General features: G+C 62.9%; 26 protein-coding genes. 6 read left to right on the forward strand and 20 right to left on the reverse strand.

Annotated elements, in window-relative coordinates:
- Positions 1-160 precede the first annotated feature (160 nt).
- The 3 genes from EKH80_RS11255 to EKH80_RS11265 all read left to right on the forward strand — a co-directional run bounded on the left by EKH80_RS11255 (position 161) and on the right by EKH80_RS11265 (position 5,811).
- The gene (locus EKH80_RS11255) at positions 161-3,346 is read left to right on the forward strand and encodes an efflux RND transporter permease subunit (protein WP_126684857.1); all 3,186 of its coding nucleotides are present in this window, start codon (positions 161-163) and stop codon (positions 3,344-3,346) included.
- A 1-nt stretch (position 3,347) separates the two neighbouring features.
- Entirely contained in the window at positions 3,348-4,796 is a 1,449-nt protein-coding gene (locus EKH80_RS11260; protein ID WP_126684858.1) for an efflux transporter outer membrane subunit, read from the forward strand.
- Positions 4,797-5,238: 442 nt separating this feature from the next.
- Positions 5,239-5,811 (forward strand): hypothetical protein, encoded by a 573-nt coding sequence (locus tag EKH80_RS11265; protein WP_126684859.1) that lies wholly within the window; start codon positions 5,239-5,241, stop codon positions 5,809-5,811.
- A 252-nt stretch (positions 5,812-6,063) separates the two neighbouring features.
- On the opposite strand, the gene EKH80_RS11270 is transcribed toward EKH80_RS11265, so the two are convergent.
- The 5 genes from EKH80_RS11270 to EKH80_RS11290 form a co-directional block, all read right to left on the reverse strand.
- Positions 6,064-7,236 (reverse strand): AI-2E family transporter, encoded by a 1,173-nt coding sequence (locus EKH80_RS11270; protein WP_126684860.1) that lies wholly within the window; start codon positions 7,234-7,236, stop codon positions 6,064-6,066.
- Positions 7,233-7,541 (reverse strand): hypothetical protein, encoded by a 309-nt coding sequence (locus EKH80_RS11275; RefSeq protein WP_126684861.1) that lies wholly within the window; start codon positions 7,539-7,541, stop codon positions 7,233-7,235. Before EKH80_RS11275 ends, EKH80_RS11270 begins: the two co-directional genes overlap by 4 nt.
- Before the next feature lies 1 nt (position 7,542).
- Positions 7,543-8,007, reverse strand: a complete 465-nt coding sequence (locus EKH80_RS11280; RefSeq protein WP_126684862.1) for an ABC transporter ATP-binding protein — start codon at positions 8,005-8,007, stop codon at positions 7,543-7,545.
- A 32-nt stretch (positions 8,008-8,039) separates the two neighbouring features.
- Positions 8,040-8,402 (reverse strand): ElaB/YgaM/YqjD family protein, encoded by a 363-nt coding sequence (locus tag EKH80_RS11285; RefSeq protein WP_126684863.1) that lies wholly within the window; start codon positions 8,400-8,402, stop codon positions 8,040-8,042.
- 76 nt (positions 8,403-8,478) lie between these two features.
- Positions 8,479-8,634, reverse strand: coding sequence for a DUF1328 domain-containing protein (locus EKH80_RS11290; RefSeq protein WP_126684864.1), 156 nt, complete (start codon positions 8,632-8,634; stop codon positions 8,479-8,481).
- Between the two features lie 182 nt (positions 8,635-8,816).
- Here EKH80_RS11290 and EKH80_RS11295 point away from each other — a divergent pair, with 182 nt between their 5' ends.
- Positions 8,817-10,289 carry an AAA family ATPase gene (locus EKH80_RS11295; protein ID WP_126684865.1) on the forward strand — a complete coding sequence of 491 codons (1,473 nt, stop codon included), beginning with the start codon at positions 8,817-8,819 and terminating at the stop codon, positions 10,287-10,289.
- A 95-nt stretch (positions 10,290-10,384) separates the two neighbouring features.
- On the opposite strand, the gene EKH80_RS11300 is transcribed toward EKH80_RS11295, so the two are convergent.
- The 4 genes from EKH80_RS11300 to EKH80_RS11315 all read right to left on the reverse strand — a co-directional run bounded on the left by EKH80_RS11300 (position 10,385) and on the right by EKH80_RS11315 (position 14,689).
- Positions 10,385-11,953 (reverse strand): MBL fold metallo-hydrolase, encoded by a 1,569-nt coding sequence (locus EKH80_RS11300; protein ID WP_126684866.1) that lies wholly within the window; start codon positions 11,951-11,953, stop codon positions 10,385-10,387.
- 92 nt (positions 11,954-12,045) lie between these two features.
- Entirely contained in the window at positions 12,046-13,065 is a 1,020-nt protein-coding gene (locus EKH80_RS11305) for a YheT family hydrolase (protein WP_126684867.1), read from the reverse strand.
- The gene (locus EKH80_RS11310) at positions 13,062-13,862 is read right to left on the reverse strand and encodes a lysophospholipid acyltransferase family protein (RefSeq protein WP_126684868.1); all 801 of its coding nucleotides are present in this window, start codon (positions 13,860-13,862) and stop codon (positions 13,062-13,064) included. The genes EKH80_RS11305 and EKH80_RS11310 overlap by 4 nt, the downstream gene beginning before the upstream one ends.
- 230 nt (positions 13,863-14,092) lie before the next feature.
- Complete coding sequence (locus tag EKH80_RS11315; RefSeq protein WP_230473623.1) at positions 14,093-14,689, reverse strand: TetR/AcrR family transcriptional regulator; 597 nt, start codon at positions 14,687-14,689, stop codon at positions 14,093-14,095.
- 79 nt (positions 14,690-14,768) lie between these two features.
- Between EKH80_RS11315 and EKH80_RS11320 the strand changes: the two genes are divergently transcribed.
- The gene (locus EKH80_RS11320; RefSeq protein WP_126684870.1) at positions 14,769-16,058 is read left to right on the forward strand and encodes an MFS transporter; all 1,290 of its coding nucleotides are present in this window, start codon (positions 14,769-14,771) and stop codon (positions 16,056-16,058) included.
- A 1-nt stretch (position 16,059) separates the two neighbouring features.
- Here the strand turns inward: EKH80_RS11320 and EKH80_RS11325 are convergent, their stop codons facing one another.
- Positions 16,060-16,536, reverse strand: a complete 477-nt coding sequence (locus EKH80_RS11325) for an Lrp/AsnC family transcriptional regulator (RefSeq protein WP_126684871.1) — start codon at positions 16,534-16,536, stop codon at positions 16,060-16,062.
- A 138-nt stretch (positions 16,537-16,674) separates the two neighbouring features.
- Between EKH80_RS11325 and phhA the strand changes: the two genes are divergently transcribed.
- The gene (gene phhA, locus EKH80_RS11330) at positions 16,675-17,571 is read left to right on the forward strand and encodes a phenylalanine 4-monooxygenase (RefSeq protein WP_126684872.1); all 897 of its coding nucleotides are present in this window, start codon (positions 16,675-16,677) and stop codon (positions 17,569-17,571) included.
- Positions 17,572-17,733: 162 nt separating this feature from the next.
- On the opposite strand, the gene EKH80_RS11335 is transcribed toward phhA, so the two are convergent.
- The 10 genes from EKH80_RS11335 to EKH80_RS11380 form a co-directional block, all read right to left on the reverse strand.
- On the reverse strand, positions 17,734-18,420 hold the full coding sequence (locus tag EKH80_RS11335; RefSeq protein ID WP_126684873.1) for an RES family NAD+ phosphorylase: 687 nt from the start codon (positions 18,418-18,420) through the stop codon (positions 17,734-17,736).
- Positions 18,421-18,847: 427 nt separating this feature from the next.
- On the reverse strand, positions 18,848-19,243 hold the full coding sequence (locus EKH80_RS11340; protein ID WP_126684874.1) for an MbcA/ParS/Xre antitoxin family protein: 396 nt from the start codon (positions 19,241-19,243) through the stop codon (positions 18,848-18,850).
- Between the two features lie 124 nt (positions 19,244-19,367).
- Positions 19,368-21,119 carry a DUF885 domain-containing protein gene (locus EKH80_RS11345; protein WP_126684996.1) on the reverse strand — a complete coding sequence of 584 codons (1,752 nt, stop codon included), beginning with the start codon at positions 21,117-21,119 and terminating at the stop codon, positions 19,368-19,370.
- Between the two features lie 35 nt (positions 21,120-21,154).
- Positions 21,155-22,804: a SulP family inorganic anion transporter gene (locus EKH80_RS11350; protein WP_126684875.1), complete on the reverse strand. Its 1,650-nt coding sequence runs from the start codon at positions 22,802-22,804 to the stop codon at positions 21,155-21,157.
- On the reverse strand, positions 22,801-23,415 hold the full coding sequence (locus EKH80_RS11355) for a ParB-like protein (protein ID WP_126684876.1): 615 nt from the start codon (positions 23,413-23,415) through the stop codon (positions 22,801-22,803). Before EKH80_RS11355 ends, EKH80_RS11350 begins: the two co-directional genes overlap by 4 nt.
- A gap of 82 nt (positions 23,416-23,497) precedes the next feature.
- Positions 23,498-24,202 carry a helix-turn-helix transcriptional regulator gene (locus EKH80_RS11360; protein ID WP_126684877.1) on the reverse strand — a complete coding sequence of 235 codons (705 nt, stop codon included), beginning with the start codon at positions 24,200-24,202 and terminating at the stop codon, positions 23,498-23,500.
- A 122-nt stretch (positions 24,203-24,324) separates the two neighbouring features.
- A complete protein-coding gene (locus EKH80_RS11365) occupies positions 24,325-24,951 on the reverse strand; it encodes a glutathione S-transferase family protein (RefSeq protein WP_126684878.1) in 627 nt (208 codons plus the stop codon).
- Positions 24,952-25,122: 171 nt separating this feature from the next.
- Positions 25,123-25,527, reverse strand: a complete 405-nt coding sequence (locus EKH80_RS11370) for a GFA family protein (RefSeq protein ID WP_126684879.1) — start codon at positions 25,525-25,527, stop codon at positions 25,123-25,125.
- A 21-nt stretch (positions 25,528-25,548) separates the two neighbouring features.
- A complete protein-coding gene (locus tag EKH80_RS11375) occupies positions 25,549-25,797 on the reverse strand; it encodes a hypothetical protein (RefSeq protein ID WP_126684880.1) in 249 nt (82 codons plus the stop codon).
- A 12-nt stretch (positions 25,798-25,809) separates the two neighbouring features.
- The gene (locus EKH80_RS11380; RefSeq protein ID WP_126684881.1) at positions 25,810-26,430 is read right to left on the reverse strand and encodes a DJ-1/PfpI family protein; all 621 of its coding nucleotides are present in this window, start codon (positions 26,428-26,430) and stop codon (positions 25,810-25,812) included.
- Positions 26,431-26,539: the final 109 nt, after the last annotated feature.

Raw genomic sequence — 26,539 nt, forward strand, 5'->3', positions numbered from 1 at the left:
GGGCTGGGGTTGTATGGGCTTGCCGCACGGTTTGAGTTCATCGCGAGATTGCTTCACCCCACCCCAACCCTCCCCTACTACACGTAGGGGAGGGAGCAGAGAGATTGCGCGTCAACTAGCTCTTCGTTGAGTGCGTCATTCAAATGATTTGAGAACTGACATGAAAAACATCGCACAGTTTTTCGTCGACCGGCCGATCATGGCCGCGGTGCTCTCGCTGATCTTCGTGATCGCGGGCAGCATCGCGGTGTTCAAGCTGCCGATCAGCGAATATCCCGAAGTGGTGCCGCCCACCGTGGTGGTACATGCCAACTATCCAGGTGCCAGCCCGGAGGTGATCGGCGAAACCGTGGCCACGCCGCTGGAAGAACAGATCAACGGTGTGGAGGGCATGCTGTATTCGTCCTCGCAGGCCACCAGCGACGGCCAGATGACGCTTACCGTCACCTTCGCATTGGGCACCGACCTGAACAACGCGCAGGTGGAAGTGCAGAACCGCGTGTCGCAAGCCCTGCCGCGCCTGCCCGAAGAAGTGCAGCGGCTGGGCGTGACCACGCAGAAGAGCTCGCCCGACCTGACCATGGTCGTGCATCTGACTTCGCCGGATAAGCGTTACGACATGCTCTACCTGTCGAACTACGCGCGGCTGCACATCAGGGATACTCTGCTCCGCCTCGATGGCGTGGGCGACGTGCAGCTGTTCGGTGCCGGCGAGTACAGCATGCGCGTATGGCTGGACCCCAACAAGCTGGCCCAGCGCAACATGACCACCGGCGACATCGTGCATGCGATCCAGGAGCAGAACGTCGCCGTGGCGGCGGGCGCGCTGAATGCACCGCCGGTGCGCGGCAACACGGACTTCCAGCTCAACATCCACACGCAGGGCCGCCTCAGCACCACGGAGGAATTCGGCAACATCATCGTGCGCACCGATCCGGACGGCAGCGTGGTGCATCTGCGTGATATTGCTCGCGTCGAGCTGGGTTCCAATCAATACGCGCTGCGCAGCTTGCTGGACAACCAGCCGGCGGTGGCGATTCCGATCTTCGCACGCCCCGGCTCCAACGCCATCCAGATCTCCAACGAAGTGCGCAGCACGATGAAGGAGCTGAGCAAGGAGTTTCCGCAGGGTGTCGGGTACCAGATCGTCTACGACCCCACGGTCTTCGTGCGCGGCTCGATCGAAGCAGTGGCGCATACGCTGATCGAAGCGATCTTCCTGGTCGTGCTGGTCGTCATCCTGTTCCTGCAAACCTGGCGCGCCTCGGTGATCCCGCTGGTCGCCGTGCCGGTATCCCTGATCGGCACTTTTGCGATCATGTATGTGGCCGGCTTCTCGCTCAACGCGCTGTCGCTGTTCGGACTGGTGCTGGCGATCGGCATCGTGGTGGACGACGCGATCGTGGTGGTGGAGAACGTTGAGCGCAACATCGAGCTGGGCTACACGCCACGCGAAGCCACGCGCCGCGCCATGAACGAGGTGACCGGACCGATCATCGCCACGGCGCTGGTGCTGTGCGCGGTGTTCATCCCTACCGCCTTCATCAGCGGCCTTACCGGTCAGTTCTACCGCCAGTTCGCGCTGACCATCGCCATCTCCACGGTGATCTCGGCCTTCAATTCGCTCAGCCTGAGCCCGGCTCTCGCCGCCGTGCTGCTGAAGGGCCACGATGCGCCGAAGGACCGTGTTTCCATCCTGATGGACAAGGCGCTCGGCTGGATCTTCCGTCCGTTCAATCGCTTCTTCAAACGCAGCGCAGATCGCTACGTCGGTGGCGTGCGTCGAATCGTGGGTACGGGACCGGTGGCGGTGGTGCTGTACGTGGGCCTGATCGCGCTGGCGGGCTTCGGCTTCTATCACGTGCCGACCGGCTTCGTGCCGCAGCAGGACAAGCAGTACCTGGTGGCGTTCGCGCAGTTGCCGGATGCCGCTTCGCTGGACCGCACGGAAGACGTGATCCACCGCATGTCGGAGATTGCGCTCAAGCAGCCCGGCGTGCAGAACGCAGTGGCATTTCCGGGCTTGTCGATCAACGGATTCACCAATGCCACCAACGCAGGCATCGTATTCGTGCCGCTCAAGCCGTTCGAGGAGCGCCGCGATGCGTCGCTCTCCGCCGGCGCGATTGCCGGGGCCTTGAACCAGAAGTTCGCAGGCATCCAGGACGCGTATATCGCCATCTTCCCGCCGCCGCCCGTGCAGGGCCTGGGTACCATCGGCGGTTTCCGCATCCAGATCGAGGATCGCGGCCAGCTCGGTTTCGATGAGCTGTACAAGCAGACGCAGAACCTGGTTGCGCAGAGCCGCAAGGTACCGGCACTGGCGGGTCTGTTCTCCAGTTACCAGGTGAGCGTGCCGCAGATCGACGCCGACGTGAATCGCGAGAAGGCGAAGGCTGAAGGCGTCGACCTGAGCGATGCCAACGAAGCGCTGCAGGCCTACCTGGGCTCGCTGTACGTGAACGACTTCAATCGTTTCGGCCGCGTGTACCAGGTGAACGTCTCGGCCGAACCGGCGTTCCGGCATGAGGCGGAGAACATCCTGCAACTGAAGACGCGCAACAACAAAGGCGAAATGGTGCCGCTGGGTTCGTTCTTGACGGTGCGCCATACGGCCGGCCTGGAGCGCGTGCAGCATTACAACGGCTACATCACCGCGGAAATCAACGGCGGTGCGGCCCCGGGCTTCAGTTCGGGCCAGGCGCAGGCGGCGATGGAAAAGCTGGCGAAGGAGAACCTGCCCAACGGCATGAGCTACGAGTGGACCGAGCTGACCTACCAGCAGATCCTGGCCGGCAATACCGCCATCCTCGTGTTCCCGTTGTGCGTGTTGCTGGTCTTCTTCGTGCTGTCTTCGCTGTACGAGAGCTGGTCGCTGCCGCTGGCGGTGATCCTGATCGTGCCGATGGTGTTGCTCTCTGCCATCGCCGGCGTGTGGCTTTCGGGCGGCGACAACAACATCTTCACCCAGATCGGCCTGATCGTGCTGGTGGGGCTGGCGTGCAAGAACGCGATCCTGATCGTGGAATTCGCCCGCGAGCGCCAGCATGAAGGCATGGCCCGCTATGACGCGGTGCTGGAAGCGGCTCGCCTGCGCTTACGCCCGATCCTGATGACGTCGATCGCCTTCATCATGGGCGTGGTGCCGCTGGTGACCTCGCACGGCGCCGGTGCCGAAATGCGTCACGCGATGGGCGTGGCGGTGTTCTCCGGCATGCTGGGCGTGACCATCTTCGGCCTGATCTATACCCCGCTGTTCTACGTGCTGATCCGCGCCGTGGTGGAACGCCGCGAGGCGCGCAAGAAGCAGCACGCATCCGGCTTGCCCGCCTTGGAGGGGCATTGAGATGACTCCTTTTTTCAACAGTAAAGTACTGCGTAGCACCGCGTTGTTTGCCGCACTCGCGCTGGCCGGTTGCGTCAGCGTGGGGCCGGACTACAAAACCCCGGACACCCAGCCGGCCAACGTGCAGAACATTGACGCGGCGCGTGAAGCTCATGCGCAGTTCCAGGCCGCATGGTGGAAGCAGTTCAACGATCCGGTGCTGGATGCGCTGATCCAGCGCGCCGCCAAGGGCAGCCTTGATCTGCGCATTGCGCAGGCGCGGCTGACCGAGTCGCGCGCACTGCTCGGCACGGCCAAGTCTGACCAGATTCCGACCATCGGCACGACCATCGATTTCCAGCGCTCGCGTGAACAGCAGCCTGGCGTGGGCCCGAAACGCGTATCCGTCGATACCTACCAGGCGGGCTTCGATGCTTCCTGGGAGCTCGACCTGTTCGGCGGCATTCGCCGCTCGGTGGAAGCCGCACGGGGCGATCTGGGTGCGAGCGAAGCCTCGATGCATGACGCGCAGGTCAGCCTGTTTGCGGAAGTGGCGCGCAACTATTTCGAGTTGCGCGGCACGCAGCAGCGCCTGGCGATTGCCCAGCGCAATATCGCCAACCAGGCGGACTCGCTCAAGCTGATCAGCGCGCGTGCCGAGATCGGCACAGCGTCGGAGCAGGATGTAGCGAGCGCTAGCGCGCAGCTCAGCGCAGCCAAGGCGCAGTTGCCCGTGCTCGATGCGCAAACCCGCGCGTATGAGTACCGGCTGGCGGTGTTGCTCGGCGAACGCCCGGGCGAGCTGGATGTCGACGTGTCGCCCACCACCTTCAAGCCGATCGCCACCGTGTTGCCGATCGGCGAAAACGGTGATGTGCTGGCACGCCGTCCCGACGTGCGTATCGCGGAGCGGGAATACGCGGCGGCTACTGCGCGCATCGGCGTGGCCAAGGCAGAGTTCTTTCCGCACATCACGCTAGGCGGCTTCGTGGGCTTCCTGGCCGGACGCAGCAACGATTTCGGCGGCCCGGCCTCGCGCGCCTGGTCGTACATGCCCAGCATCACCTGGAACGGCCTGAACGTGGAACGCGTGCGCTCCAACTTGCATGCCAGCGAAGCGCGCGCCGGCGCGGCTGAAGCGAATTACCAGCGTACCGTACTGCAGGCGATCGAGGACGTGGACAACGCCGTCAGCAACTACAACGCTGAGCATGGGCGGGTGGAGCAGTTGATCGCCCAGGCACAGCAGAGCCGGCGTGCGGCCGAGCTGGCCCGTGTGCGCTACCAGGAAGGCGCAACCGGCTACCTTGAATTGCTGGACGCCGAACGCGTGCAGCTGGCCGCCGAGGATGCGCTTGCGCAGTCGGAAAGCGCGATCGATACGAGTGCAGTGGCGTTGTACAAGGCACTGGGCGGCGGTTGGCAGGCTTGCGATGACGCGAAGTGCTCGAACGTCGCGCAAGCACCCTGATGTCGGCCCCCTCCCCTGCTTGCTTGGCAGGGGAGGGTTAGGTCAATGCCCCAACAACCTGGTCGATAGACCTGATCCGTTTGCTTCCACAAGGATGACGCGGTCCTGCGCCATGGCGTCTGGCGCCACGCGACTTCGGATGGAGACATCCGGCGCGTAAAGCAAGAAGTTGCAACACGATGACCGGTGCACGAAACGGTTATTAAATAATTCTATTCTAGTCTAATACCCACCTGATTATTCAGGTGTTGCATCCTGACTCTTATTCCTGCGTCAGTATTTTGTTTTTTAGAGAAGCCGAGGGTAATCGATCGACGAAACATGATTCTTCGTAAATCCGTAGCCGCTTGATCTGTCAAACGGTGGCTGACTTCGGATGAAAATTATGAATTTTAGCTTGGTAATGACCAAGCATGTCCCTGGAATATTGCAGGATAGGAAAATGAAATGCAATTCGAAAAATATTCTATTTTTGTCGACTTTACTGAGTTCTTTTGCCATGAATACTCATGCGGTCACGGTACATGACAATAAGTTCAATTTTTATAGCGACAGCATTAATCCGGTACAGTCCATTAATTTTACATACAGTGATCAATATGACATCACTGGCGGGCAACCCTTGGATGGGGTGTATGTCTCAGGCGGCTACGTTGATGTGAAAGCCGGAAGGAAAGGGAGCCAGCCAGTAGCAAACAGTTTTAATGGCAACCTTCAAAATATGGACGCTCATATGCTCGGGTTGGAATCTGCCAGTTCCAAACCCTACACTCTAAACTTCTGGATCAAAGGCATCCTTACGATCAATGGAGATTCATTTCCCGTATATCTGGCTCAAGGTCACAATACGAAAAATAACTGGTGGATTGGAAGTCTTTCAGGCAGTGATGGCAAACCTTCCAAACATATGAATTTGACCAGCGACAATGGTCATGTGTACTGTATCGAGCAAGACCCCAATCATCCCGACGCTACCGATTACGCATTCATTGAAGATGCGAAATGTTCAGAATAGTCATTACTGAGATCCGAAGGGTCTCCCGGATGGAGCAGCAAGGCGGTGTCCTCGCTATCACCTTCATCATTCCGGTGCTTTTCCCACCCCCTGGACTCGGTTTGCCTGTAATGTCCGGCCTGTTATTGAATTGAAGGGTCTGCGAAATAGTTCGCTACTTTTACGGGTAGCCTGAGATGAGCACCCCAGCATGCTCGCGAGTTCCGAATGCTGGGATTTTCATCCCAGCCTACGCGGCTACACAGGCGAGGCCTAACGCTGCACCATCCGCGCAAACCATTCCCATCCGCGCACGCGTTCGGCGATCAGCTTCGCGCTGGTCAGCATCGGCACCGCCAGCAGCGCACCGGGCACGCCCCATAACCAGCCCCAGATCAGCAGCCAGATCAGGATCGCGATCGGGCTCACGCGCATGCGCCGACCCAGGATCATCGGCGTGATCAGGTTGCCTTCCACCGCCGTGATGCCGGCGAAGCACAAGGCCGGAAGCAGAGCGTTTGCCAGCACTTCGAAATGGATCAGCCCCACGAACAGCAAGGTCGTGGTGGTGACGATCGCGCCGACATAAGGAATGAAATTGGCGAACATCGCCACCGTGCCCCATAGCAGCGGATCGGGCATGTGCAGCAGATACAGCATGCCGGCCGTAGTGACACCCAGCGATGCGTTGATCACGATCGTGGTGAGGATGTAGCGCGAAACTTCGGTCTGGATGCCGCGCACGATGCTTACGGCGTGGCGCTTGTAGCCGAAGTTCGGCGCGATCTCGACCAGGCGGCGCAGGATGAGGTCGCCGTAGATGAGGAAGAAGAACACCAGCAACAGCACGGTGAGCACTGCCGCCAATACTTTGGGTGCGCCTGCCAGCACATCCCACACGTTGATCGCGACATCGCTGGGATTCTGTGCCGACGACAAGGTCGGGTGACCATTGACCAGCGCCTGCGTGGCGCGGCCGGCTGCTTCCAGCGGACGGGTGAAATGCTGCAGCTTGGGAATGAAGCTGTGGATCTGCGACGGCGCGCTATGCAGCCAGCCCAGCGCCGGCTGGGTCAGCATGCTGATGCCGGCGACGATGCCGGCGATCAACGTGGCCATCAGCACGCTTGCGCCCAGCCAACGCGGTACGTGGTGACGGGTGGCGCGCGCCACGATCGGGTTCAGGGCCAGACCGATGAAGGCGGCCAGCACCAGTGGAATGATCAGTGTCTTGACCAGGGCGACGGTGTAGAGCAGGGCGAGGATCAGCAGTGCATTGAACGCCAGGCGGATGGCGCGCAAATGGCTGTGCAGGCGATAGACGCCGCGCGTTGCCTGTTGCACTTGTTTCTCCACGCCGGCCGCAGTCCCCATCGCCGACCTGGCTTGCGGCATTTCATCCATGGGCGGCGGTTTCTGCAGAGCCGTGGGTTCGATGCCGGTCATGCTTCATCACTGTCGCCGGCGAGCTCGCCTGCGTCGATGCCCAGCTCGGCGATCAAGCGAGTTCCGTACGCCACGATTTCCGCCAGCCCGGTGCTCAGCCCCGAGACCAATCCAGGCACTCGCAAGGGGCCAACGCCCAGGCTACCGAGCACAAAGCCCGCACCGGCGGCAGCGCCTACCGTGGCCAACGGATGCCGATAGCCGCGTTCCAACAAGGCGGCGGCCGGCGCGGCCATTTCGCCACGATGCCGTGCCACGCGCTGGCGTGCCTGGTCCACTTTTTTCAGTTGCTTGAACAGGCTCATGTCATGTTCCCCCTTTGCCTGCATCGATATCCTGTTCGGCTCGTTGCAGCGTGTCGCGCATGATCGCATGCCATTCCTGGCGCGTACCCGGCAGGCTCATCCAGTGCATGCAGCGGCGGAACAGCACGATGGCGCCGAACAGGCCCAAGGCTTCCAGCACGGCCAGCACCACGAAGGCCCAGATCCAGGAGGCAAACCATTTGGCCAGCAGCAGGCCGATCAGGCCTAGCAGGGTGAGCCCCAGGCCCACGCCGGCGATGGTAGCGGCGAGGCCCGCCGCGAGCAGCCAGGAAACGGCGCTGCGCGCCAGCCCCAATTCGGCGGCAAGCAGGCTCAATTGCGCACCGAACAGGCTGCGCACGGCGCGCCCGAGCCGGCTCAGATCGTTCAACAGGCTGTTCGATGCCGCCTCATCCGAGGGCCCCGGCTGCGCCGCCGTTTCGTTGTCGTGCACGGAATCGTGCATTGCCCGCCTCCGTGCCTAAATGACGGTCAGGTTCAACGGCGCAGGATGCGGCCGAGCAACCAGCCGGCGCCCAGGGCAATGGCCACCGCCTGGACCGGTTTCTGGCGCACGTATTCGCGCACTTCCTCAAGCCATTCGTCGGCACGCTCCCTGGCGCCATCGTAGGCCTGGCGCCCGCGCTCAGTCGCTTCGGCAACCTTTTCGGTGGCGCGATTGGCGGCGCCGGCAGCCTTGTCGGTGGCGTGATGCACGCTTTCTTCCACCCGATCGGCCGCGCGATCAAATTTTTCCTTGCTGCTGGCCACGACATCGGAAGTGGCCTGCTTGATGCGCTCGGCCCCCTGGTCGATGCGTCCATGGAGATCGCTTTCATTCGCCTGGACTTCGTTGTTCATGACGTTGCTCCGTGGGATCAAGGGTATTTACTCTACCGGGTTGCCGCGCACTTGGCTGAACCGGCCGTCTCGCTGTTCAGCCGGCCCGCCGGAAAAAGGCGATCACCGTCAGGATCAGGAACAGCACGAACAGCAGCTTGGCGATCCACGCTGCGGTGCCGGCTATGCCGGTAAACCCGAGCAGGGCGGCAATGACGGCGATGATCAGGAAGATCAGGGCGTAATGCAGCATGGCGTGCCTCCTCAGATTCCAGGGGCATCCTGCCGCGAAAGCCGGTTTCCATGTGCCACAGGGGGCGCTGTCTGGGCGTGAAGGCTTTCTTCTTGTCTGCCCCATCGAGGGCGAGCGTAACCGGGGGGCCATGATCCGGTCGTGACAGCTCTGCTAACTTAGGCAACCTTGCTGGAGGAAGCATGAGCGAACTGGAAGACCTGAGCACACTGGTACGTGCCGCGACACCCTTGCTGGTGATCGAAACGATCGACGAACAACGGGTGATCGAGTGCTTTCGCCATGTCCTTGCCCAGGTACTGCACCCGTTGTGGCAGTGGACGCTCACCAATGGCCTGGAGCGTTTGGATTTCAGCGGCTCAGGCGACGCGGAGATCGCGCCTGACGCCACTTCGACGCTCAGCGCGATCCGCGAGACGCAAGAGCACAGCATCTATCTGCTGTTCGATTTCCAGCCCCTGCTGCAATACGCCGGGACCTTGCGCCAGATGCGCGAGATCGTGCAACGGCAGCGCTCGGCGGCGCATACGCTGGTGCTGGTCGGAGCGAAGGTGGAGCTGCCGCAAGAGCTGGATGCGCTGGCCACGCGCGTGCCGCTGGCGCTGCCCGACATCAAGGAACTGGCCGGTATCCTGCGCGGCGAAGCCACCGCGTGGCAGCGCGAGAACAACCGCAAACTGGAAGTGGACAACGAGGCGGCCCGCACCATCGTGCGCAACCTGGTAGGCCTCAGCGCACCGGATGCGCGGCGCATCGTACGCAAGCTGATCTACAACGACGGCGCGCTCAATGCGAGCGACCTGCCCGAGTTGATGAAGGCCAAGTTCGAGCTGCTCAACCGCTCCGGCCTTTTGCACTACGAGTACGCCACAGCGAGCTTCGCCGACGTGGCTGGCGTGAGCCAGGTGCGCGATTGGGTGCAGCGGCGGCGCGCGGTGTTTCTCGATCCCAAGCCCGCGCTCGATCCGCCCAAGGGCGTGCTGCTGCTTGGCGTGCAGGGCTGCGGCAAGAGCCTGGTTTCCAAGGCGATTGCCGGTGGTTTCGGGGTGCCGCTGGTACGGATGGATTTCGGCTCGCTCTACGACAAGTACCAGGGCGAAACCGAGAAGAACCTGCGTGAAGCGCTGGCGAGCTGTGAGGTGCTGGCGCCCTGCGTGCTGTGGATCGACGAGATCGAAAAAGGCCTGGCCAGCGGCGGCGAAGATGGTGGCGTCTCGCGACGCGTGCTCGGTTATCTGCTGACCTGGATGGCAGAACGCAAGGCCAAGGTGTTCGTGGTCGCCACGGCTAACGCGGTGCATGAGCTGCCGGCGGAGCTGCTGCGCAAGGGGCGCTTCGACGAAATCTTCTTCGTCGACCTGCCCAAGCCGGAGGTGCGCGCGGCGATCTTCGCCATGCATTTGAAGCGGCGCAAGCTGGACACGAACGAGTTCGACCTGGATGCGCTGGCGCGAGCCAGCGAAGGCTTTTCGGGCGCGGAGATCGAGCAGGCCGTCGTCAGTGCGCTTTACGATGCCAGCGGGAATGGCGGTGAGCTCGACCAGGCAACGTTGTTGCACTCTTTGCAGTCGACCAGACCGCTGTCAGTGCTGATGCACGAGCAGGTGGAAGCCTTGCGCGCGTGGGCTCAGGGGCGTTGCGTGCCAGCGGACTGAGCTAGGCCGGGATGACAATCGTGGGCGGGGTTGCAAAACCCAGCATCGCCATGCACGCAACATGCGCGATGCTGGGATCGTCATCCCAGCCTACATTAACCTGCTGGTTTAGCGGCCGCGGTGGCTTGCGCAAGCCATTGCTGCACCTTCGCCCACGGCGTAGGCCCCTGGTGCATGGCATAAACCGTGTCTACCTCAAGGTGTTCGCGGGCGACGGCCTGCGCCACTTCGTACATCAGCTCCGGGTCGTACAGCGTATCGTCGGGATTGAGTGCCAGCGTGTCGCTGGCGTACAACAGCTTGTACCGTGGGAAGTAAACCATGTATTGGCGTTCGGTCGATGCGCCTCGCAGCGGATACAACACGGCCTGATTCGCACCTTCGCCCAGCACGAGACGGTCACTCACACTGACCCAGTGCGGCGGCTTCGGATGCATCGCCAGATCATCCGGCTTGAGGTGATGCGGCGCCTCGACCAGGCGGTCCAGCAGCGGCCGATTGAGATCGAGCGCATAGACCGTCGCGCCCTCGGCGACAGCCTGCCTGACGCCGGCGATATGCGGCCATGAATCAGAGGTGCTGAGCACGCCCTTGAGCGGCGTTCCTGGATAGTCGTGGTGCACCTTGGCGAGGATGCCTTTCACGTAGCCGGGGGAGATCGGCGCTTCCAGCACGAGCACACCGTCGTCCTGCTTGATCAGCGTAGTGTTCCAGGCACCTTGGTAGAGTTCGATGCCGGGCGCTAGCTGGACGTGCTGCCGATCGCTGAAGGGGCGATTCCAGCCTGGGGACTGAACGCTCTGGGCGGCCGCGCCGGAATCCATGGCAAACGCCTTGTCGTCCAGGCCGACATTGAAGACCGGATTGAACAACTGGGTGGAAGCCAGCCACAGGCCGTTGCGCTGATCGATGCGATTGGTCGAAAAGAGCACGCCTTGCACCAGGTGCCAATCGTCGAAATAGATACGCTGTTCGACGTCGCCCCAGGCAAACCAGTAGTCATTGAAGCCGCGAGTGCGCTCCAGCGCATCCGGCAAGTGGTTGTAGGCATTCAGCAGCACTCGCATTGGCGTGCCTTGCCAGTTGAATTCCACGACGCTGTGCGGCGTGGCACGCAGCCACTGCGGTGCGGCGAAATGCAGATCGCCGGCGGCAGACGCCTGCAGCAACAGGCGTTCCGGGCTCAGCGCGAGGATGTCGCGGGTGGTGTCCAGATCGGTCAGCGAGCCTGGCGCATCACCCTGCTTGTCGCGGCGAATGGCGCCTTGTGGGGTCGCGACCAGCGTGGATGCCACGCTCTCGGTATTCGGATCGGCTTCCGGCCAGACGAATTGCTGATCGCTTGTCCAGCGCTGCTTCTCGAAATCGATGGTGACTTTGTCACGCGTATAGGAGGTCACGAACGGTTGCTGGCGATAAGACTGTTCGGCCGCGACCACATGCCCAAAGGCTTCATAGCGGATGCTGTGGATGCCTTCGAGCCGCTGCCTGCCGCCCATGGCGGCGATGGCTTGTTCGACACAGCTTTTTGCATCGACATGTTCGCAGCCCGGATGTGCGCCGGACTGCACAAGTCCACCGTCCTGCGGTGTATTCGATGCGATGCCGATGGTTGGCAGGACTAATGACAACAAGGCAGGCAAGACGGCGATGCGAAGGTTCATAGCAGCTTCCGGCGAAGGTGAGCGTCGAAGCTTACGCATGCACGCCTGCGACTTCCTCTGCGGGAAGTCACCATGCAAAAAGTCACACGCATTCAGGCGATGCAGGCGTGCTCTTCGGCGATCGCGTTGAAGCGCGCTGCGATGTAATTGTCGCAGTAGCTAGTCATGTCCCAGCCGCGGATGAAACCGCAGTGGCCACCATAGGTGGCGATATCCAGTTCGATATTGGCAGGCAGTTCCAGTTTCTCGAACGCGTCGACGGGAATCACCGGATCATCGCGCGCAGTGAGAATGGTGGCCGGAATCTGCATATTCGCCAGCGCACGGCCGGCGACCGAGTAGCCTTCCAGATAGGCTTCGAGCGAACCGAAATCGGTGTGCCGCAGCACCAGCGCTTCGGTAAGGCCACGCAGGTCCTGCTTCAGTTCCTGCAGTTCGAAGTATTGAACTTCAGGAAACGCTTTCTGCTTGGCGCGCAGCGAGCGCCGCCATTTGTTCATGAAATACGCCCGATAGAACCACGGCGCGGATTCCTCCAGCGAAAACAGGCCTTCGCTGGGATCGATGATCGGACATACGGCCAAGGCATAGTGCAGCGGAATGCCCTGTGCCGGTGCCTGCATCCCCACCCGCAGCGCGAAATTGCCGCCCAGCGAGAATCCGGCCAGGGCCATGACGCGTGCAGGCCAACGGCGCGCGATGTCACCCAGCGCATGCACCACTTCATCCAGCCGGCAGGAGTGGAACAGTGCCTCGTTGAGCCCGTGGCTTTCGCCGTGGTCACGGAAGTTGAGGCGAAAGACGTCCCAGCCGTCTTCGAGCAGCCGGCTGCCGGTTTGCAGCACGTAGGTGGAATCGACGCTGCCTTCCCAGCCATGGAACAGCACGGCCAGGCCACGCGATGCCGGCTGGACTTTTTGCGCCGTGAAGGAGCCGCTCAGGCGGATGCCCTCACCACCGTCTACCATCACCTCCTCGGCATTTTCCAGCACATGGTATGCGCGGCGCGGCAGCATTTTGCGCCGCACGCCACTGGAGGAGAGCATGGTTTGGATATGCCCGCTGGTCAGCGGCCAGCGCGGCTGGAAGTCGCGTCCTTGCGGCAAGCTCATGCTGGACGATCCTCAAGCGCAGCGGCAATGCGTTCGCGTGAGAGTTCCGCCATCCGGCGGCGGCCTTCGGGGCTCGCCGGCACGGCTTCAAGGAAATGCACTTCCGCATCCATCGCCGGCCCGCCAAGCATGCGCAGGAAATTCTGCAGGAAGTTCTCGTGCTCGCGAAAGCCGGCATCAATCTGCCGCCTGCCGTCGCGCACGAAGCGCAGCGCCACCGGCTGCACGGCTACTTCGGCATCGAGCGCGGCCTGGAAGATGCGCGCATGGAACACTTTCAGCACCCCATTGTGGCCGGTGCCGCCTTCAGGGAAAACCGCCACCGAACGTCCGCCATGCAGGCGCTCCACCATCACCTGCATCACCGCCGCCAGCGAATGGTTGCTGCCGCGTCGATGGAAAATGGTGCCGCCGCTGGCCGCCAGCCAGCCGACCAGCGGCCAGCCGGCGATTTCCGCCTTGGCCACGAAGCAGGCCGCGCGCTGACTGTGCAGCAGCTCGATGTCGATCCAGGACGTGTGATTGGCGACGAACAGCACCGGGTCGCGCAACGGCTGTCCGACGCGCACGGAGCGTAGGCCGAAGATGCGCATCAGCCCGGCGGACCATGCGCGGATCATGCGGTGGGTGAACGGTTCGCGCCCGTTCTTCATCACCGCGCCGCGGTTCCAGGTCAGGATCAGCCCGCACAGCAGGATGCCGAGCAGTACGTGCACCAGCAGCAACGGCACACGCCACAGGTAACGCAGTGGGCGCAACAGGTCGCGGTCAAGGGTAGAAACGGCTTCGATGCTCATCTGTGCGGTTAGTTTAGCGTTAATCGGCGTCCTGTCGGCAGTGCAGCATCTCGCCCTGACCGAAATGGGACCCGCTAGGGAAACTCTGAATAAGTTCAGAGTTTCCGCGGGCCAGGGACGGCTCGCCGCAAATCAGGCGCGTAAGCGCTTGATTTGGCGTAGCCGCGTCCGGGCGCGTATCGGGCGCAGCGCGGTTGAAAAAGTCCGTGACGGACTTTTTCAGCCCATCCCTAGATCGACGCCTCGATCAATCGCCGCGCCATCACGCCCAGCATCCGCGCCGGGCCGCCTTCGCCGAAGGCCTGACCGGAAACGTAGCTTCCCTCAAGCAGCAGCAGCAGCCCGTCCGCCAGCTCGTCCGGATCGCGCGCGCCCATCTCACGGCACATCTCACGCAGCCGTTCGCGCAGGTTTTGCTTGCTCTGAACGGCCACCTGGTGCGCGGGATGCTCGCGCTCGGGGTACTCGATCACTGCATTGGTGAGGCCGCAGCCACGATAGTCATCGTGACAGGCGCGGGTGGCCAGTCGGTCGAGGTAGGCGAGCAGGTGCGCCTTGGGATCGCGCGGATGCTCGGCGCCCGGGGCCTCGAAGCGTTCGCGGAAGCGCTGATCGTAATCGCGCAGGTAGGCGGCAATCAGCTCGTCCTTCGATTCGAAGGCGCGATACAGGCTGGGCTTGGTGACACCTGCCTGCGAGACGATTTCCTCCACGCCGACGGCACGGATGCCCTCGCGATAGAACAGGTCGAAGGCGGTCTCGCGGATACGGTCCGCCGCACGGCGCGGGGTTTCGGGAGCGGATTCGGGAATGGGTTTGGTACGCATGGCCATCAGCGAAGGATTGACAATGTTACCGATCGGTACGTATTCTGCACACCTACCCCGTACCGATCGGTAACATACGATGACTATACCGCACCGCCGGCCGTTCGGCCAAAAGTACGCTTTCGTGGTGATCGCCGTGGTGTTCCTGGCCCTGCTGGCTTCGGCCGGCATGCGCTCGACCCCCGGCGTTCTGATGCTGCCGCTGGGCCGCGCCTTCGGCTGGAGTCGGGACGACATTTCCTCCGCGGCCGCCGTTGGCATCCTGCTTTACGGCCTGATGGGCCCGTTCGCCGCCGCGCTGATGCAGCGCTTCGGGATCAAGCGGGTGCTGCTCATTGCATTGGCGGTGATGGCGCTGGCGGCGGCCTCCAGCGCCTTCATGACACGCCCCTGGCATCTGCTGCTGACCTGGGGCGTGCTATCGGGCGCCGGCACTGGCTGCGTGGCGGTGGTGCTGGGTGCCACCGTGGTGTCTCGCTGGTTCAGCACACACCGTGGCCTGATGATGGGCTTGCTTACCGCCAGCACGGCCACCGGCACCCTGATCTTCCTGCCCGGCCTGGCCGCCATCGCCGAATACGCCGGCTGGCGGCCGGTGGTGCTGACCATCGCCGCGGTTTGCGCGCTTTTGCTGCCGCTGGTGCTGTGGCTGATGCCGGAACGTCCTGCCGACATCGGCCTGACCCGCTACGGCGCCGCGCCGGATGAACGGATGGACGCCGGTGGTCCGACAGGAAACCTGTTCGTGCTGACGCTGGGCACCCTGCATCGCGCCAGCAAGCGCGGCGTGTTCTGGCTGTTGTTCGCCACCTTCTTCGTTTGCGGCTTCACCACCAACGGGCTGATCGGTACGCATTTCATTGCGCTATGCGGCGACCACGGCCTTCCGGAAGTGCGCGCTGCCGGCGTACTGGCGATGATGGGCATCTTCGATCTGTTTGGCACCACGGCGTCGGGCTGGCTGACCGACCGGTTCGACCCGCGCAAGCTGCTGTTTGCCTACTACGGGCTGCGCGGCCTTTCGCTGATGTACTTGCCCTACTCGGATTTCTCGCTCACCAGCCTGGCCGTGTTCGGCGTGTTCTATGGCCTGGACTGGATCGCCACGGTGCCGCCCACCTTGCGCCTTACGACCGACGCCTTCGGCGAGCGCGATGCCCCGGTGGTATTCGGCTGGGTCGTGGCCGGGCACCAGGTGGGTGCGGCAACGGCCGCCTTCATGGCGGGCGTGCTGAGGGTGCAATTGGGTAGCTATCTCACGCCCTTCGTGATTGCCGGTGCAGCCGGCGTGATCGCCGCATTCCTGGCTTTGCGCATTCAACGCCGCCTCGGTTCGGCGCCGCTGGAACTCGTGGGCGAAAACGGCTGACTCAGCGCTCCAGCTGGGTCAGCGGCAAGGACGCCGATCGCTTCACGGTGCGTAATACGAAGCTGGAATTCACGTCCGCCACGCCGGAGGCGTTGAGCAGGCGATCGAGCAGGAAGCGCGAGAAATGCTGCAGGTCGGCGACATAGATGTGCATGAGGTAGTCCATGTCGCCGGTGAGCGCGTAGCAGGCCACTACCTCGTCCCAGCCGTTCACCCGTTCTACGAAGCGCTCGATCACGTCGCTTTCGTGGCGGGTGAGCTGCACGCGCACGAACGCCTGCAGGCCCAGCCCTACCGCTTCCGGATCCACTTGCGCGCTATATCCGGCAAGCACGCCTTCGCTTTCCATCCGCTGCAGGCGGCGCAGACAGGCGGAAGGTGACAGATTGACCCGCTCCGCCAGGTCGGCGTTGGTAATACGTCCTTCGGCCTGCAACACGGCCAGCATGCGCAAGTCGGTACGATCCAGGTTCACCATGCACGATACCTTCATTTAATAATCACATTACGCATGATTATTGCGCCAGGGGCGCCAAGGTGCACAACAAAACAAAAAAAATGCACGAACCGGGACGTATTCTATTGATCAACCCGCAAGCTTTTTTCGGAGCTACCCATGGAAACCTCCCGCAACCCGCGCCGCGTCGAGCACCAGCAAACCGATCGCGGCTACGTTCCGGTCTACGCCACTGGCGTGGTGGAGCAGCCTTGGTCCAGCTACACCCGCACCGACCATGAGGTGTGGGACACGCTGTACCGGCGCCAGCGCGAGTTGCTGCCTGGCCGCGCTTGCCGCGAATTCCTGGACGGCCTGGAGCGCTTCGGCATGGGCGAGGGCGGCATTCCCAAGTTTGCCGAGCTCAACCAGGTGCTGGGCAAGGCCACCGGCTGGGAGCTGGTGGCGGTGGAGGGCCTGCTGCCGGACGAAGTGTTCTTCGACCATCTCGCCAACCGCCGTTTCCCGGTGAGCTGGTGGATACGCAAGCCCGAACAGCTGGACTACCTGAGCGAGCCGGATCTGTTCCATGACCTGTTCGGCCACGTGCCGCTACTGCTCAACCCGGTTTTCGCCGACTACATGCAGGCCTATGGCCGCGGTGGCATGAAGGCGTTCGGCATCGGCCCCGAGGCGCTGATGAACCTGACGCGGCTGTACTGGTATACGGTGGAATTCGGCCTTATCAACACCGATGAAGGCATGCGCATCTACGGAGCTGGCATCGTCAGTTCCAAGGGCGAATCCATTTACTGCCTGGATGCGCCGGCGCCGAACCGCATCGGCTTCGGCCTGGAGCGCGTGATGAACACGCGCTACCGCATCGACACCTACCAGCAGACCTATTTCGTGATCGACAGTTTCGAGCAGCTGTTCGAGACGACGCGGCCGGATTTCACCCCGATCTACGCCAAGCTGAAGCAGCACACCGCGCATGCGGCTGCTGATGTGCTGGGTAGTGATCGGGTGTTCAATCGTGGCACGCGCGAAGGGTTTGCGACCGACGCCGACACCTAGGCACGCTGGTGAGAGCCGTCATTCCCACGCAAACGGAGGCGCATTCACAACAGCGAATGGTGGTCAACCCATTTTGCTCTGGATGCGCCTTTGACCATGGATTCCCGCTTGCGCGGGAATGACGGCCATCAGGTGACGGCTGGTATCACCGTCCGTGCGCATTCAACCGCGCTTCAGCTCGTTTACCTCGAACACCTTCGCGATGCGTTCGCCATCCCAGCGATAGGTCAGGTGTTGCGCCTGCACACAGGGCGCGACGGCATCGGGATGGAACGCCGCCAGGCATTCACCGCCGCGATGGCGCACGCTGTCGTACACGATACCGTTTGAGCCCGTTTCGCGCAGCTTGCGCGCCAGCTTGACGCTATCGGCATAACTGTCCGGATCGTGCGCTTGCATCCAGCCGCCGCGAATATCGTGCAGCTTGCAGTCGACGCTGGTGCGATAGCAGCGCATCTCGATGTCGCAGGCCGGTTCCGCCGTGGCCGCCAGAAAGCGCTCACGGTGGTAGACCGTTTCTTCCACTGCGGTGATCACGTTGCGAGCCGCGTAGAACACACCCCAGGTACCGTCGGAAAAGCGGCTGCCTTCCGGATTGAGATGGGTGAAGGCGGCCATCACCGGGGTCGAACCCGGTCCGCTGATGCGGTGCTCTTTGGGCACCAGGCGCAACGCATCGGCCTCTTCGCGCAGGCGCGGATTGGTCATCGCTTCGATCGCAAAAATGGCGTCCAGGTCGGCCGGATTGGCAATGCGATCGAACAGCCCGGCCGGCGGAAAGCGGCTCGGCACGATGCGATAGGCATGGGTCCAGCGGATGCGGCGGGTAGGGGGCGTGTCGATAGACATGGTAAGGACCCTCTGATCTATTCCTACGTGCCCGGCATGACGTCCAGAAAGCCCGCAGGGTGTGTCGCGTGGCACAGGGCAGACTGGCCGTCTGGTCAAGCCGCGGGGCACAGCCTGCGGGCCTTCTGGACGTCACCCCGTCATAGAAATTCAAAACGTTTGGGCCGCACTGTTTGCGCGCCTCGCTTCGCCCCGCCGTCTAGACATACTCCCTGCCTTCCTCGCTCCTCAAACCAGGCACGTCCCTGTGCCTTCCCCGCGTGCGCCGACGGGGCGAAGCGAGGCGCGCATACAGTGTGGTGACGGGTACGTAGGAATAGATCAGAGGGTCCTTAAGTCCGCGGCGGCACATCACCGCATCGTTGGTCCGTTCCTGTTCGATGGGGAATGGTGCCGTAGGGGCTTCTCGCCGCCTGCGACGGGATACTTACCAGCCGCGCTGCGCGTCCAGGTATTGCCGTACTACGTACAGGTCGCTCACGTTGCCTGAAAGCATGCGATCGAGTGCCGACTGCCCGCCGAACAGCGGCGAGCGATTGGGTTTGTGCAACCAGGCATCGGCCTGCTCGACATTGGGAAACAGGATCTGCAGCGCCTTGTAGATGCCAAGCAGATAGCTGATGCGCTCCAGCGTGTCTCGTCCCAGTGTGCCGTCCTGGTGACGTTTCCACTTGTAGAAGGTGGATTCGGGCGGCTCGCCGAGCAGCCTGCGCTGTTCAGCGATGCGCAGGTGCCAGCGCTCGGCCATATTGAAGAAAGCTCGCAAAGCGGGGCCGTTCAGTTCTTCGGCGGGGGCCGGCCGGGTCAAGGCATGGGCTGTCATGACGAACTCTCCCAATAGAGCTTGAGCCAATACTACTTTATTGGTGAAGTTTTTGCCAAGACCGGGGCGAAGCCAGATCCGGGCCGAGCACATGGCCCATTCCCTCGCCTCCGCCCGATACGGATCAAGGCCCGTCGTTATTGGGTTTGGAATCAGGTCCCGCCGCGCCATAACTGGGTTCACGCCCTCCCTCCGCGATGAACCGGTCGATTCGTTGCTCCAGCAGCGGCAGTGGTACGGAACCTACCGCGAGCACCGTGTCATGGAAGGCGCGCAGGTCGAATTTTGGTCCGAGCGCCTGCTCGGCTTTCGCGCGCAGCTCCAGCATCTTCAGGTAGCCCAACTCGTACGACAGCGCCTGCCCCGGCCAGCTGATGTAACGATCGACCTCATTGGCGATTTCGCGATCGGACAGAGCGGTGTTCCCGGTCATGAAGTCGATTGCCTGCTGACGCGACCAGCCGAGGTGATGGATGCCGGTATCGACCACCAGGCGGCAAGCACGCCACATCTGGTAGGTGAGGTAGCCGAAGCGCTGGTAGGGCGTCTTGTAGATGCCCATCTCATTGCCGAGGTATTCCGAGTACAGCGCCCAGCCCTCGCCGTAGGCGGAAATGTAGCTGTTGCGGCGGAAGGCCGGCTGGTCGCGCTGCTCTGCGGCCAGCTCCAGTTGCAGGGCGTGGCCGGGATAGGACTCGTGCAGGGTCAGCGCGGGCATGTTGAAGAGCGGGCGAGCGGGCAAGTCGTAGGTGTTGACCAGGTAAACGTCCGGGCCGCCGCGGCCGGAGGTGTAGTACGGCGCGATGGCATCCGGCACCGGTTCGATGGTGAAGCGCGCACGCGGCAGGTGACCGAAGAACTTGCCGAGGCGGCCGTCCACTTCCTTCGCCACCCACGCGGTCTGGTCGAGCAGTTCCTGCGCGGTCTTGGCGTAGAACTGCGGATCGCTGCGCAGGAAATGCAGGAACTCGGCGAAGCTGCCCTTGAAGCCGGTTTCATGCATCGCATCGAGCATCTGTGCGTGGATTTTCTCCACCTGCTCCAGCCCGATCCGGTGGATGGCGTCGGGATCGAGATCGAGCGTGGTGTATTCGCGGATCTGCTGGCGGTAGTAGTCCTTGCCGTCCGGCAGCGCTTCCGCAGCCAGCGTGGTGCGCGCTTGCGGCACGTATTCGCCGCGGAAGAACGCGAGCAGTCTGCCGTAGGCGGGAATCACGTCGCGGCTGATCTTCGCGCGCGCATCGGCCTGGATGGCCGCGGCCGTTACCGCCGGAATGCTAGATGGCATGTGCCGCAGCGGTTCATAGAACGAGGATTGCGTGGGGTCCTTCATTTCCGCGACGGCGGCGATGGAGACATCGCGCCCTGCCAGCACCGCCTGCGGCACGCTGAAACCGCGCTTGAGACCCCCGCGCATGTTGGCGATTTCCTGGTCGAAATACACGCCCACCTGGCCCAGGCGATCCACATAGCGCCGGTAGTCCGATTCGTTGTGCAGAGAGTCGCTGCCGAGATCATTGTCCAGCTCGCTCCAGAACGCCGAATCACTGTTGAACGGCATCTGCCATTGCTTGAACTGCTGGTCGGCGATGAAATTGCGGATCTGCTCGTGGTAGATCGCGTAGTTCACCTGCTCGGCGGCCGAAAGTTGCTTCGGATCGATCGCGTCCAGCTGGCCCATCACCTTGCGCCAGTCATCCAGCCGTTCCTGCTGGCGCTTGGCATCGACCTGATCGAGGCGGCCATTGTTCGGCTGGGCTTCGCCCGAGGCGCTGACGCCGGCCTGCCCGGTACGCCAGGCCCATTCTTTTTCGTAAAGCTGCTTGAAGCGCGTATCCGCACTTTGCAGCGCGAGGGTCGGCATGGTCAGCAGCATGCCTGCGGCCAGGCAGCCGATCCGAGTGGCGTTTTTCACTTGGCTTGTTTTCCCGTTGAGGACGTCGCGGCGATGGATGCCGACACGGCATCTTCCACGCTCCAGCTATCCAATGCCTGTGACGAAAGCTGGGGCAATGCCGCACGCAGCAGCAACGCGCGTGTTTCATCCTTCAGGCGCGCCATGCGCAGACCTATCCCGCGCGTCTGCAGCCAGGCGGCGAAATCGCCAAGCGATTCCAGCGCGGTGCTGTCCAGATCGGGCGATGCCTCCAGGCTCAATACCAGCTGTTTCACGCCGGCATGCCCCTCCACCTGCTGGCGCGCCAGCGTCATCACCGATTCGGCATTGGCGAAGAACAAGGGCTCTTCCGGGCGCAGGATCAGCATGCCCGGTGGCGGTACCGCATCTGGGTGCTGCGCGATGTCCACGAAGTCGTGGCCGCCGGCAAGGCGGCCGAGCACGCTCACGCGTGCCGTGGCGAGCTGGCGCAGCAGCAGGATCAGGCTGAAAGCGATCGCAAACAGCAGCCCGTTGAGAATGCCCATCGACAGCACCGCCACGACCGCGGCGAGCGCGAGCAGGCGATCGCGCCGCCATTGCAGATAAGGACGAAATACCGATAGGCGCCACGACTTGCTTACCGCATGGATCACGATCGCGGCCAGTACGGCCAGCGGAATGCGTTCGATCCAGCGCAGCAGCAGCAAAACCATCAGCAGTACGGTGGCTGCTGCGATCAAGCCAGCCAGCCGCGACTGCGCGCCCCCGGCCTCGTTGGCGGAGGTGGCGGAATAGCCGGCGCCGACCGGCATGCCCTGGCACAGTCCGCTGAGCACATTGGCCACCCCAAGCACCAGCAGGTCGCGATTGGGCGCCACCGGATCGTTGTGCTTCAAGGCGAAACCGCGGATCGAACTGTACGACTCGGCATACAGGATCAGCAGCAACGCTGCAGCCAGTTCCACACTCGGCAGCCATTGACCACTGGCCGGCCAGACCGGCATGCCGATGCTCAGCTGCAGTTTGATGGCGCCGGTGAGCGGCACGCCATGCGCTGCCAGCCAATCGGAGGCAGCCACGCCCAGGGCGATCACCAGCAGGCTGCCCGGCAAACGGCGCAAACGCTCGCAGGCATACAACACCGCCAGCGCGAGCACACCGGTAAGCAGCGTCATGGCATGCACCTGTCCTGATGTGCGCACCAGGTTCGCCACCAGCAGCGGCACGAAGTCGCCATGCAGATCCGGCCAGCCGCCCAGATGCGGCAGCTGCTTGAGCGCGATCACGATCGCCAGCCCGAAGGTATAGCCACGCAGCACAGGGCGTGCGATCAGATGCGACAACCCGCCGAGACGAGCCGTACCGGCGACAAGAAAGCAGATGCCGCCCAACAGCACGAGGGCAGCGGCTACGGCCGTGCGATTCGCCCCGCCGCCGGCCAACAGCAGCGTGCCCGCTGCCAGCACTGCCGCGGATGACGAAGTGGAAGAAACGATCGCGTATCGGCTGGTACCCAATAGCCCGTAACAGATCAGCCCGACGAACAGAGCCACCACGCCGGCCTGCGGCGGCATGCCGGCGATGCCCGAATACGCGACCGCCTCGGGCAGCAGCAGGCCGGCTATCCCCAGACCCGCCAGCACGTCGGCAATACGTGCCGGCGGGACGGCCGTACCGCTCATTGGATTTGTCCGCTCCAGCCCGGCAGGTAGGCTGCTTCATGCGAATGCGCAAGCAGCAACGCGTCCTGCAATTGCTTGGGCGTAACGCGGTCGCCTTTTAGCTTGATGTTGCGCCGGTAGAAGTCCGCCCACAGGAATTCCGAATAGGGCGTGGCGTCCTTGGAGAAACCGCCGGTCTCGCGCACGCGCGCAGCCAGGGTGCGATAAGGATCGTCGACGAGGCCGGTCAGATTGCGCGGAATGGCGTCGTAGTCCTGCCGCTGGCCGAGCTCGTTGTAAGGATGCGCCCAACGGCTGAATTCCATGGTGCGCCAGAACACGTCCGGCTCCAGCCAGGAAAAGTCGCGCTGGATCATCACCGGCACTTCGTTGACACCCTCCTCGCACAGCGCGAGTCCGAGGTGATGGTGATCGACGATGTAGACCTGGCGCTTCGGCCCGAGCACGCCAGGAAACCAGTGCGCGGCCAGCAGCTCTTTGCGCTTCTTCTTGCCTAGCTTTTCCCAGTCCGCACGCTTCTGAGCTACTTCCGCCTTGCCCACCGTCATCTGGGTGGGACGCAGCTTGGCCGGTGCAATCGACAACAGAGGATGACGCACACCTGACGACATGGGACGACTCCTGCAATAACCCTGGTGGGCGCAGGGTAGCGTAAGCGGGGCCGGCAAGGGTGGGGCGAAACCCTGACGCGGCTTATTCCAGCCCCGAGAAGTAGCCGCGCATCGCCTGCAGATAGGAAGCCAGGTCGCGATTGGCCGCACTCTGGAACACTTCGCCGGTGTGCTCCATGCGATCGATGCGATCCGGACGGAAGTTGCGGAAGTCCTGGCGCAGGCGGCACCAGGTACCGAGCGTCCATTTACCGCCCCAGAACGACAGGCACAGCGGCTCCACGTCGCGCTCGCTGTCGCGGCCCAGCTCGTCCCGGTAGAACAGCCGCAGCACGTGCTGGGCTTCGATCGCCGCATGCAGCTGGTCGATGAGTTCGGCGAAGGCGGTGAAATGTTCGCTGCGCCAGATCGGTGCATAGATGCGTGTGCGTGAGGAACGTTCGCGCAGCTCGGGCGGCAGTACCGCCTCTATTTTCATCAGCGCAGCCTGCGCACCTGCGGCCAGCTTCTCGCCGGCAAATGCGCGAACGAAGCGCGTGCCGACCACCAGCGATTCGAGCTCTTCGGCGGTGAACATCAGCGGAGGAATGTCCGAGCCCTTGCGCAGCACGTAGCCGACGCCGGCTTCGCCTTCGATCGGCACGCCCGAAAGCTGGAGATCGGCCACGTCGCGGTAGACCGTGCGCAGCGATACCCCCAGCGTTTCAGCGAGCTGGCGTGCCTGCAACGCGGTACGGCGTCCACGCAGGGCGTTGATGATGAGAAAGAGGCGATCGGCGCGACGCATCCGCCCATGATCGCCCAGCTTGAGGTTACGGACCAGCGTCCGAAGTCATGCAGGATCATCGCAGGGTGCGAGATGGCCCTGTGCGCGCTGGACGAACACAGGGTCATGACCGCTCGCTCATTTCACGCCACCTGCAGCGCGACAAACTCGGCATCCCTGGCCGCCACACGCTGCATCGCAGGGCGCGTGATCACGCGATCGATATACGCGCGGATCTGCGGCGTTTCCGGCACCAGCTTGAACAGTGTGGTCCAATGCAAGGCGCCGCCCCACAAAACATCCGCCGCGGAGAATCGCTCGCCGAGCATGTACGGGCCGTTGGTCAGTTGCAGCTGCAAGGCTTGCATGACGTCGTCCCAGGTGCCGTAGGGAGAGGTGGACGGCGGAGCCGGATCACGATTCAGCGAGCGGTCGACCAGCGCCGGCTCGAAGCAGGATCCGTAGAAGACCAGCCAGCGCAGATAGGGACCGCGCAGCGGATCGTCGATGGCCGGGGCAAGCCCTGCTTCCGCATACAGGTCGGCCAGGTACATGAAGATGGCCGGCTGTTCGGTGATCAAGGCATCGCCATGCCGGATCGCTGGTACCTTACCCATCGGATTGATGGCCCGGTAGTCGGGTCGGCGCAGCTCGCCGGCCTTGAGGTTGAGCAAATGGAGCTCATAGTCCGCGCCCAGTTCCTCGAGCAGGGCAAACGTACCGCCCGAGCGGCTGTTGGGTGCGTGGTAAAAAACGATCTTCCGATCCATGTCGTCACCTTTGGGTTAGTGAAACTCTGAATAAGTTCAGAGTTTCCGCGGGCCACGGAAGGCCCGCCGCAAATCAGGCGCGTAAGCGCTTGATTTGGCGTAGCCGCGTCCGGGCGTGTACCGGACGCGGCGCGTCTGAACAAGTCCGTGACGGACTTGTTCAGACCATACTTACAGATGCCGCGTTTCGGCCGGCGCGTTCTGCCAGTTGTCGTGGCGTCCATCCGAAAAGTGCAGCGGCGCCTCGATCAGCTCCGACGGCTCGGCGTCATCCAGGCAGAACACGTTGACGAAATAGAACTCGCCGCCAAGCACATCCAGATTGCCCTTGCCGAACGGCCGGATGCCGCAATGCTTGCAGAACAAGTGGTGCATGCTTTGCGAACCGAACTGATAGTCGGAAAGCTCCGTTTCGCCGCCGGTGAGCCGGAACGCTTCGGGCTTCACCACCGTGCCCCACTGCCGCGCCTTGGCGCAGATGGAGCAATTGCAGCGCCCGGTACCTTGCGCCAGGTCGATATCCGCCTCGAAATGCACTGCGCCGCAATGGCAGCTGCCGTGATAGGTCTTTTGCATGATGAGTTCCTTGGGATGGATTCAGGCGCCGCTCAACCCGCCCGACGGTTCGTCGGCCGACGGCGCACGCAAATGGGCGGAATCTACGGCGGGGACAAGCAGCACCCGCTTGCGTTCGGGCTCGAACGCCGGCGTGACTTGCACCACCCGGTCGCCCTTTTGCGGTTTCTCTTCTTGCCTAGCGGGCGGGCGATATTGGCCATCCATCAGCAGGCCCCGCAGGTACATCGGCCGATAGGCCGCCAGAACGCGATCGATGAAATTATTCATGCCGTAGATGCCTTATGCCGCGCGAACGACTTCGACCGCTTCGCCGGCGAGCCACGGCGGCGGCACGGCGTGCTTGAACAGGCGGTACCAGTGTTCGCGGTCGCTGGCGCTGTACAGATCCAGCGTGTGGATGACTTCCCGCGCGAATTCAATGCTGCCCAGATGGCTGGCGGTGACGACGCCACCGTCGGCCACGGCAAGCACGTTGGCGTCGTATTGCCCGTGCCCTGCGTACGTCGCCACCGCACGGCCGATCTGTCCCGGCCAGTTGCCGGTGTGCCGACAATGCTCAAGCAAGCCGGCACGCGCCAGGGTCAGCACGCCTAGATCGATGGCGGCAATCGGCACACCAGCCTCATGCATCCGCCGCGCGACTGCAGTCGCTTGTTCCACCTGCGTCGACAACCATAAATGTCCACCGGGCAGGATCAGCAAGGCGGCGGCGTCCAGGTCGAGCTCTTCCAGGCTCACATCGGGCAACACCCGCATACCGCTCATCGAAGTGACCGGCTCGCGCGTGAAACCGGCACTGCGCACCTCCCATTCCCCCGGGCGCCGGATCTCGGCCAGCGCCAAGGCCACCTGCCAATCCGCAAACCCTTCGAACACCAGCACATAAACCGTATCGCGCATGGCAAGTCCCTCCTCTTCGATGCTGAGAGCTTGCGCCCCCCCTACTGCCAGCGTGTTGTCAGCAGGAGGGCACAGCCCAGCATGGATTTGCTCAGGACATCCCAAGCCG

It is taken from the genome of Dyella choica, assembly GCF_003977665.1.
Classification (GTDB): Bacteria; Pseudomonadota; Gammaproteobacteria; order Xanthomonadales; family Rhodanobacteraceae; genus Dyella_B; species Dyella_B choica.

What these genes read in the sequence shown, in the direction of transcription:
- EKH80_RS11350 (WP_126684875.1), bottom strand. Translation starts at nt 22,804, where the DNA reads ATGAGCGGTACGGCCGTCCCGCCGGCACGTATTGCCGACGTGCTGGCG.
- EKH80_RS11320 (WP_126684870.1), top strand. Translation starts at nt 14,769, where the DNA reads ATGACTATACCGCACCGCCGGCCGTTCGGCCAAAAGTACGCTTTCGTG.
- EKH80_RS11360 (WP_126684877.1), bottom strand. Translation starts at nt 24,202, where the DNA reads ATGCGTCGCGCCGATCGCCTCTTTCTCATCATCAACGCCCTGCGTGGA.
- EKH80_RS11335 (WP_126684873.1), bottom strand. Translation starts at nt 18,420, where the DNA reads ATGTCTATCGACACGCCCCCTACCCGCCGCATCCGCTGGACCCATGCC.
- EKH80_RS11345 (WP_126684996.1), bottom strand. Translation starts at nt 21,119, where the DNA reads ATGCTGCTGACCATGCCGACCCTCGCGCTGCAAAGTGCGGATACGCGC.
- EKH80_RS11370 (WP_126684879.1), bottom strand. Translation starts at nt 25,527, where the DNA reads ATGCAAAAGACCTATCACGGCAGCTGCCATTGCGGCGCAGTGCATTTC.
- EKH80_RS11295 (WP_126684865.1), top strand. Translation starts at nt 8,817, where the DNA reads ATGAGCGAACTGGAAGACCTGAGCACACTGGTACGTGCCGCGACACCC.
- EKH80_RS11290 (WP_126684864.1), bottom strand. Translation starts at nt 8,634, where the DNA reads ATGCTGCATTACGCCCTGATCTTCCTGATCATCGCCGTCATTGCCGCC.
- EKH80_RS11280 (WP_126684862.1), bottom strand. Translation starts at nt 8,007, where the DNA reads ATGCACGATTCCGTGCACGACAACGAAACGGCGGCGCAGCCGGGGCCC.
- EKH80_RS11315 (WP_230473623.1), bottom strand. Translation starts at nt 14,689, where the DNA reads ATGCGTACCAAACCCATTCCCGAATCCGCTCCCGAAACCCCGCGCCGT.
- EKH80_RS11310 (WP_126684868.1), bottom strand. Translation starts at nt 13,862, where the DNA reads ATGAGCATCGAAGCCGTTTCTACCCTTGACCGCGACCTGTTGCGCCCA.
- phhA (WP_126684872.1), top strand. Translation starts at nt 16,675, where the DNA reads ATGGAAACCTCCCGCAACCCGCGCCGCGTCGAGCACCAGCAAACCGAT.
- EKH80_RS11265 (WP_126684859.1), top strand. Translation starts at nt 5,239, where the DNA reads ATGAAATGCAATTCGAAAAATATTCTATTTTTGTCGACTTTACTGAGT.
- EKH80_RS11275 (WP_126684861.1), bottom strand. Translation starts at nt 7,541, where the DNA reads ATGAGCCTGTTCAAGCAACTGAAAAAAGTGGACCAGGCACGCCAGCGC.
- EKH80_RS11305 (WP_126684867.1), bottom strand. Translation starts at nt 13,065, where the DNA reads ATGAGCTTGCCGCAAGGACGCGACTTCCAGCCGCGCTGGCCGCTGACC.
- EKH80_RS11285 (WP_126684863.1), bottom strand. Translation starts at nt 8,402, where the DNA reads ATGAACAACGAAGTCCAGGCGAATGAAAGCGATCTCCATGGACGCATC.
- EKH80_RS11270 (WP_126684860.1), bottom strand. Translation starts at nt 7,236, where the DNA reads ATGACCGGCATCGAACCCACGGCTCTGCAGAAACCGCCGCCCATGGAT.
- EKH80_RS11255 (WP_126684857.1), top strand. Translation starts at nt 161, where the DNA reads ATGAAAAACATCGCACAGTTTTTCGTCGACCGGCCGATCATGGCCGCG.
- EKH80_RS11380 (WP_126684881.1), bottom strand. Translation starts at nt 26,430, where the DNA reads ATGCGCGATACGGTTTATGTGCTGGTGTTCGAAGGGTTTGCGGATTGG.
- EKH80_RS11365 (WP_126684878.1), bottom strand. Translation starts at nt 24,951, where the DNA reads ATGGATCGGAAGATCGTTTTTTACCACGCACCCAACAGCCGCTCGGGC.
- EKH80_RS11355 (WP_126684876.1), bottom strand. Translation starts at nt 23,415, where the DNA reads ATGTCGTCAGGTGTGCGTCATCCTCTGTTGTCGATTGCACCGGCCAAG.
- EKH80_RS11325 (WP_126684871.1), bottom strand. Translation starts at nt 16,536, where the DNA reads ATGGTGAACCTGGATCGTACCGACTTGCGCATGCTGGCCGTGTTGCAG.
- EKH80_RS11340 (WP_126684874.1), bottom strand. Translation starts at nt 19,243, where the DNA reads ATGACAGCCCATGCCTTGACCCGGCCGGCCCCCGCCGAAGAACTGAAC.
- EKH80_RS11260 (WP_126684858.1), top strand. Translation starts at nt 3,348, where the DNA reads ATGACTCCTTTTTTCAACAGTAAAGTACTGCGTAGCACCGCGTTGTTT.
- EKH80_RS11375 (WP_126684880.1), bottom strand. Translation starts at nt 25,797, where the DNA reads ATGAATAATTTCATCGATCGCGTTCTGGCGGCCTATCGGCCGATGTAC.
- EKH80_RS11300 (WP_126684866.1), bottom strand. Translation starts at nt 11,953, where the DNA reads ATGAACCTTCGCATCGCCGTCTTGCCTGCCTTGTTGTCATTAGTCCTG.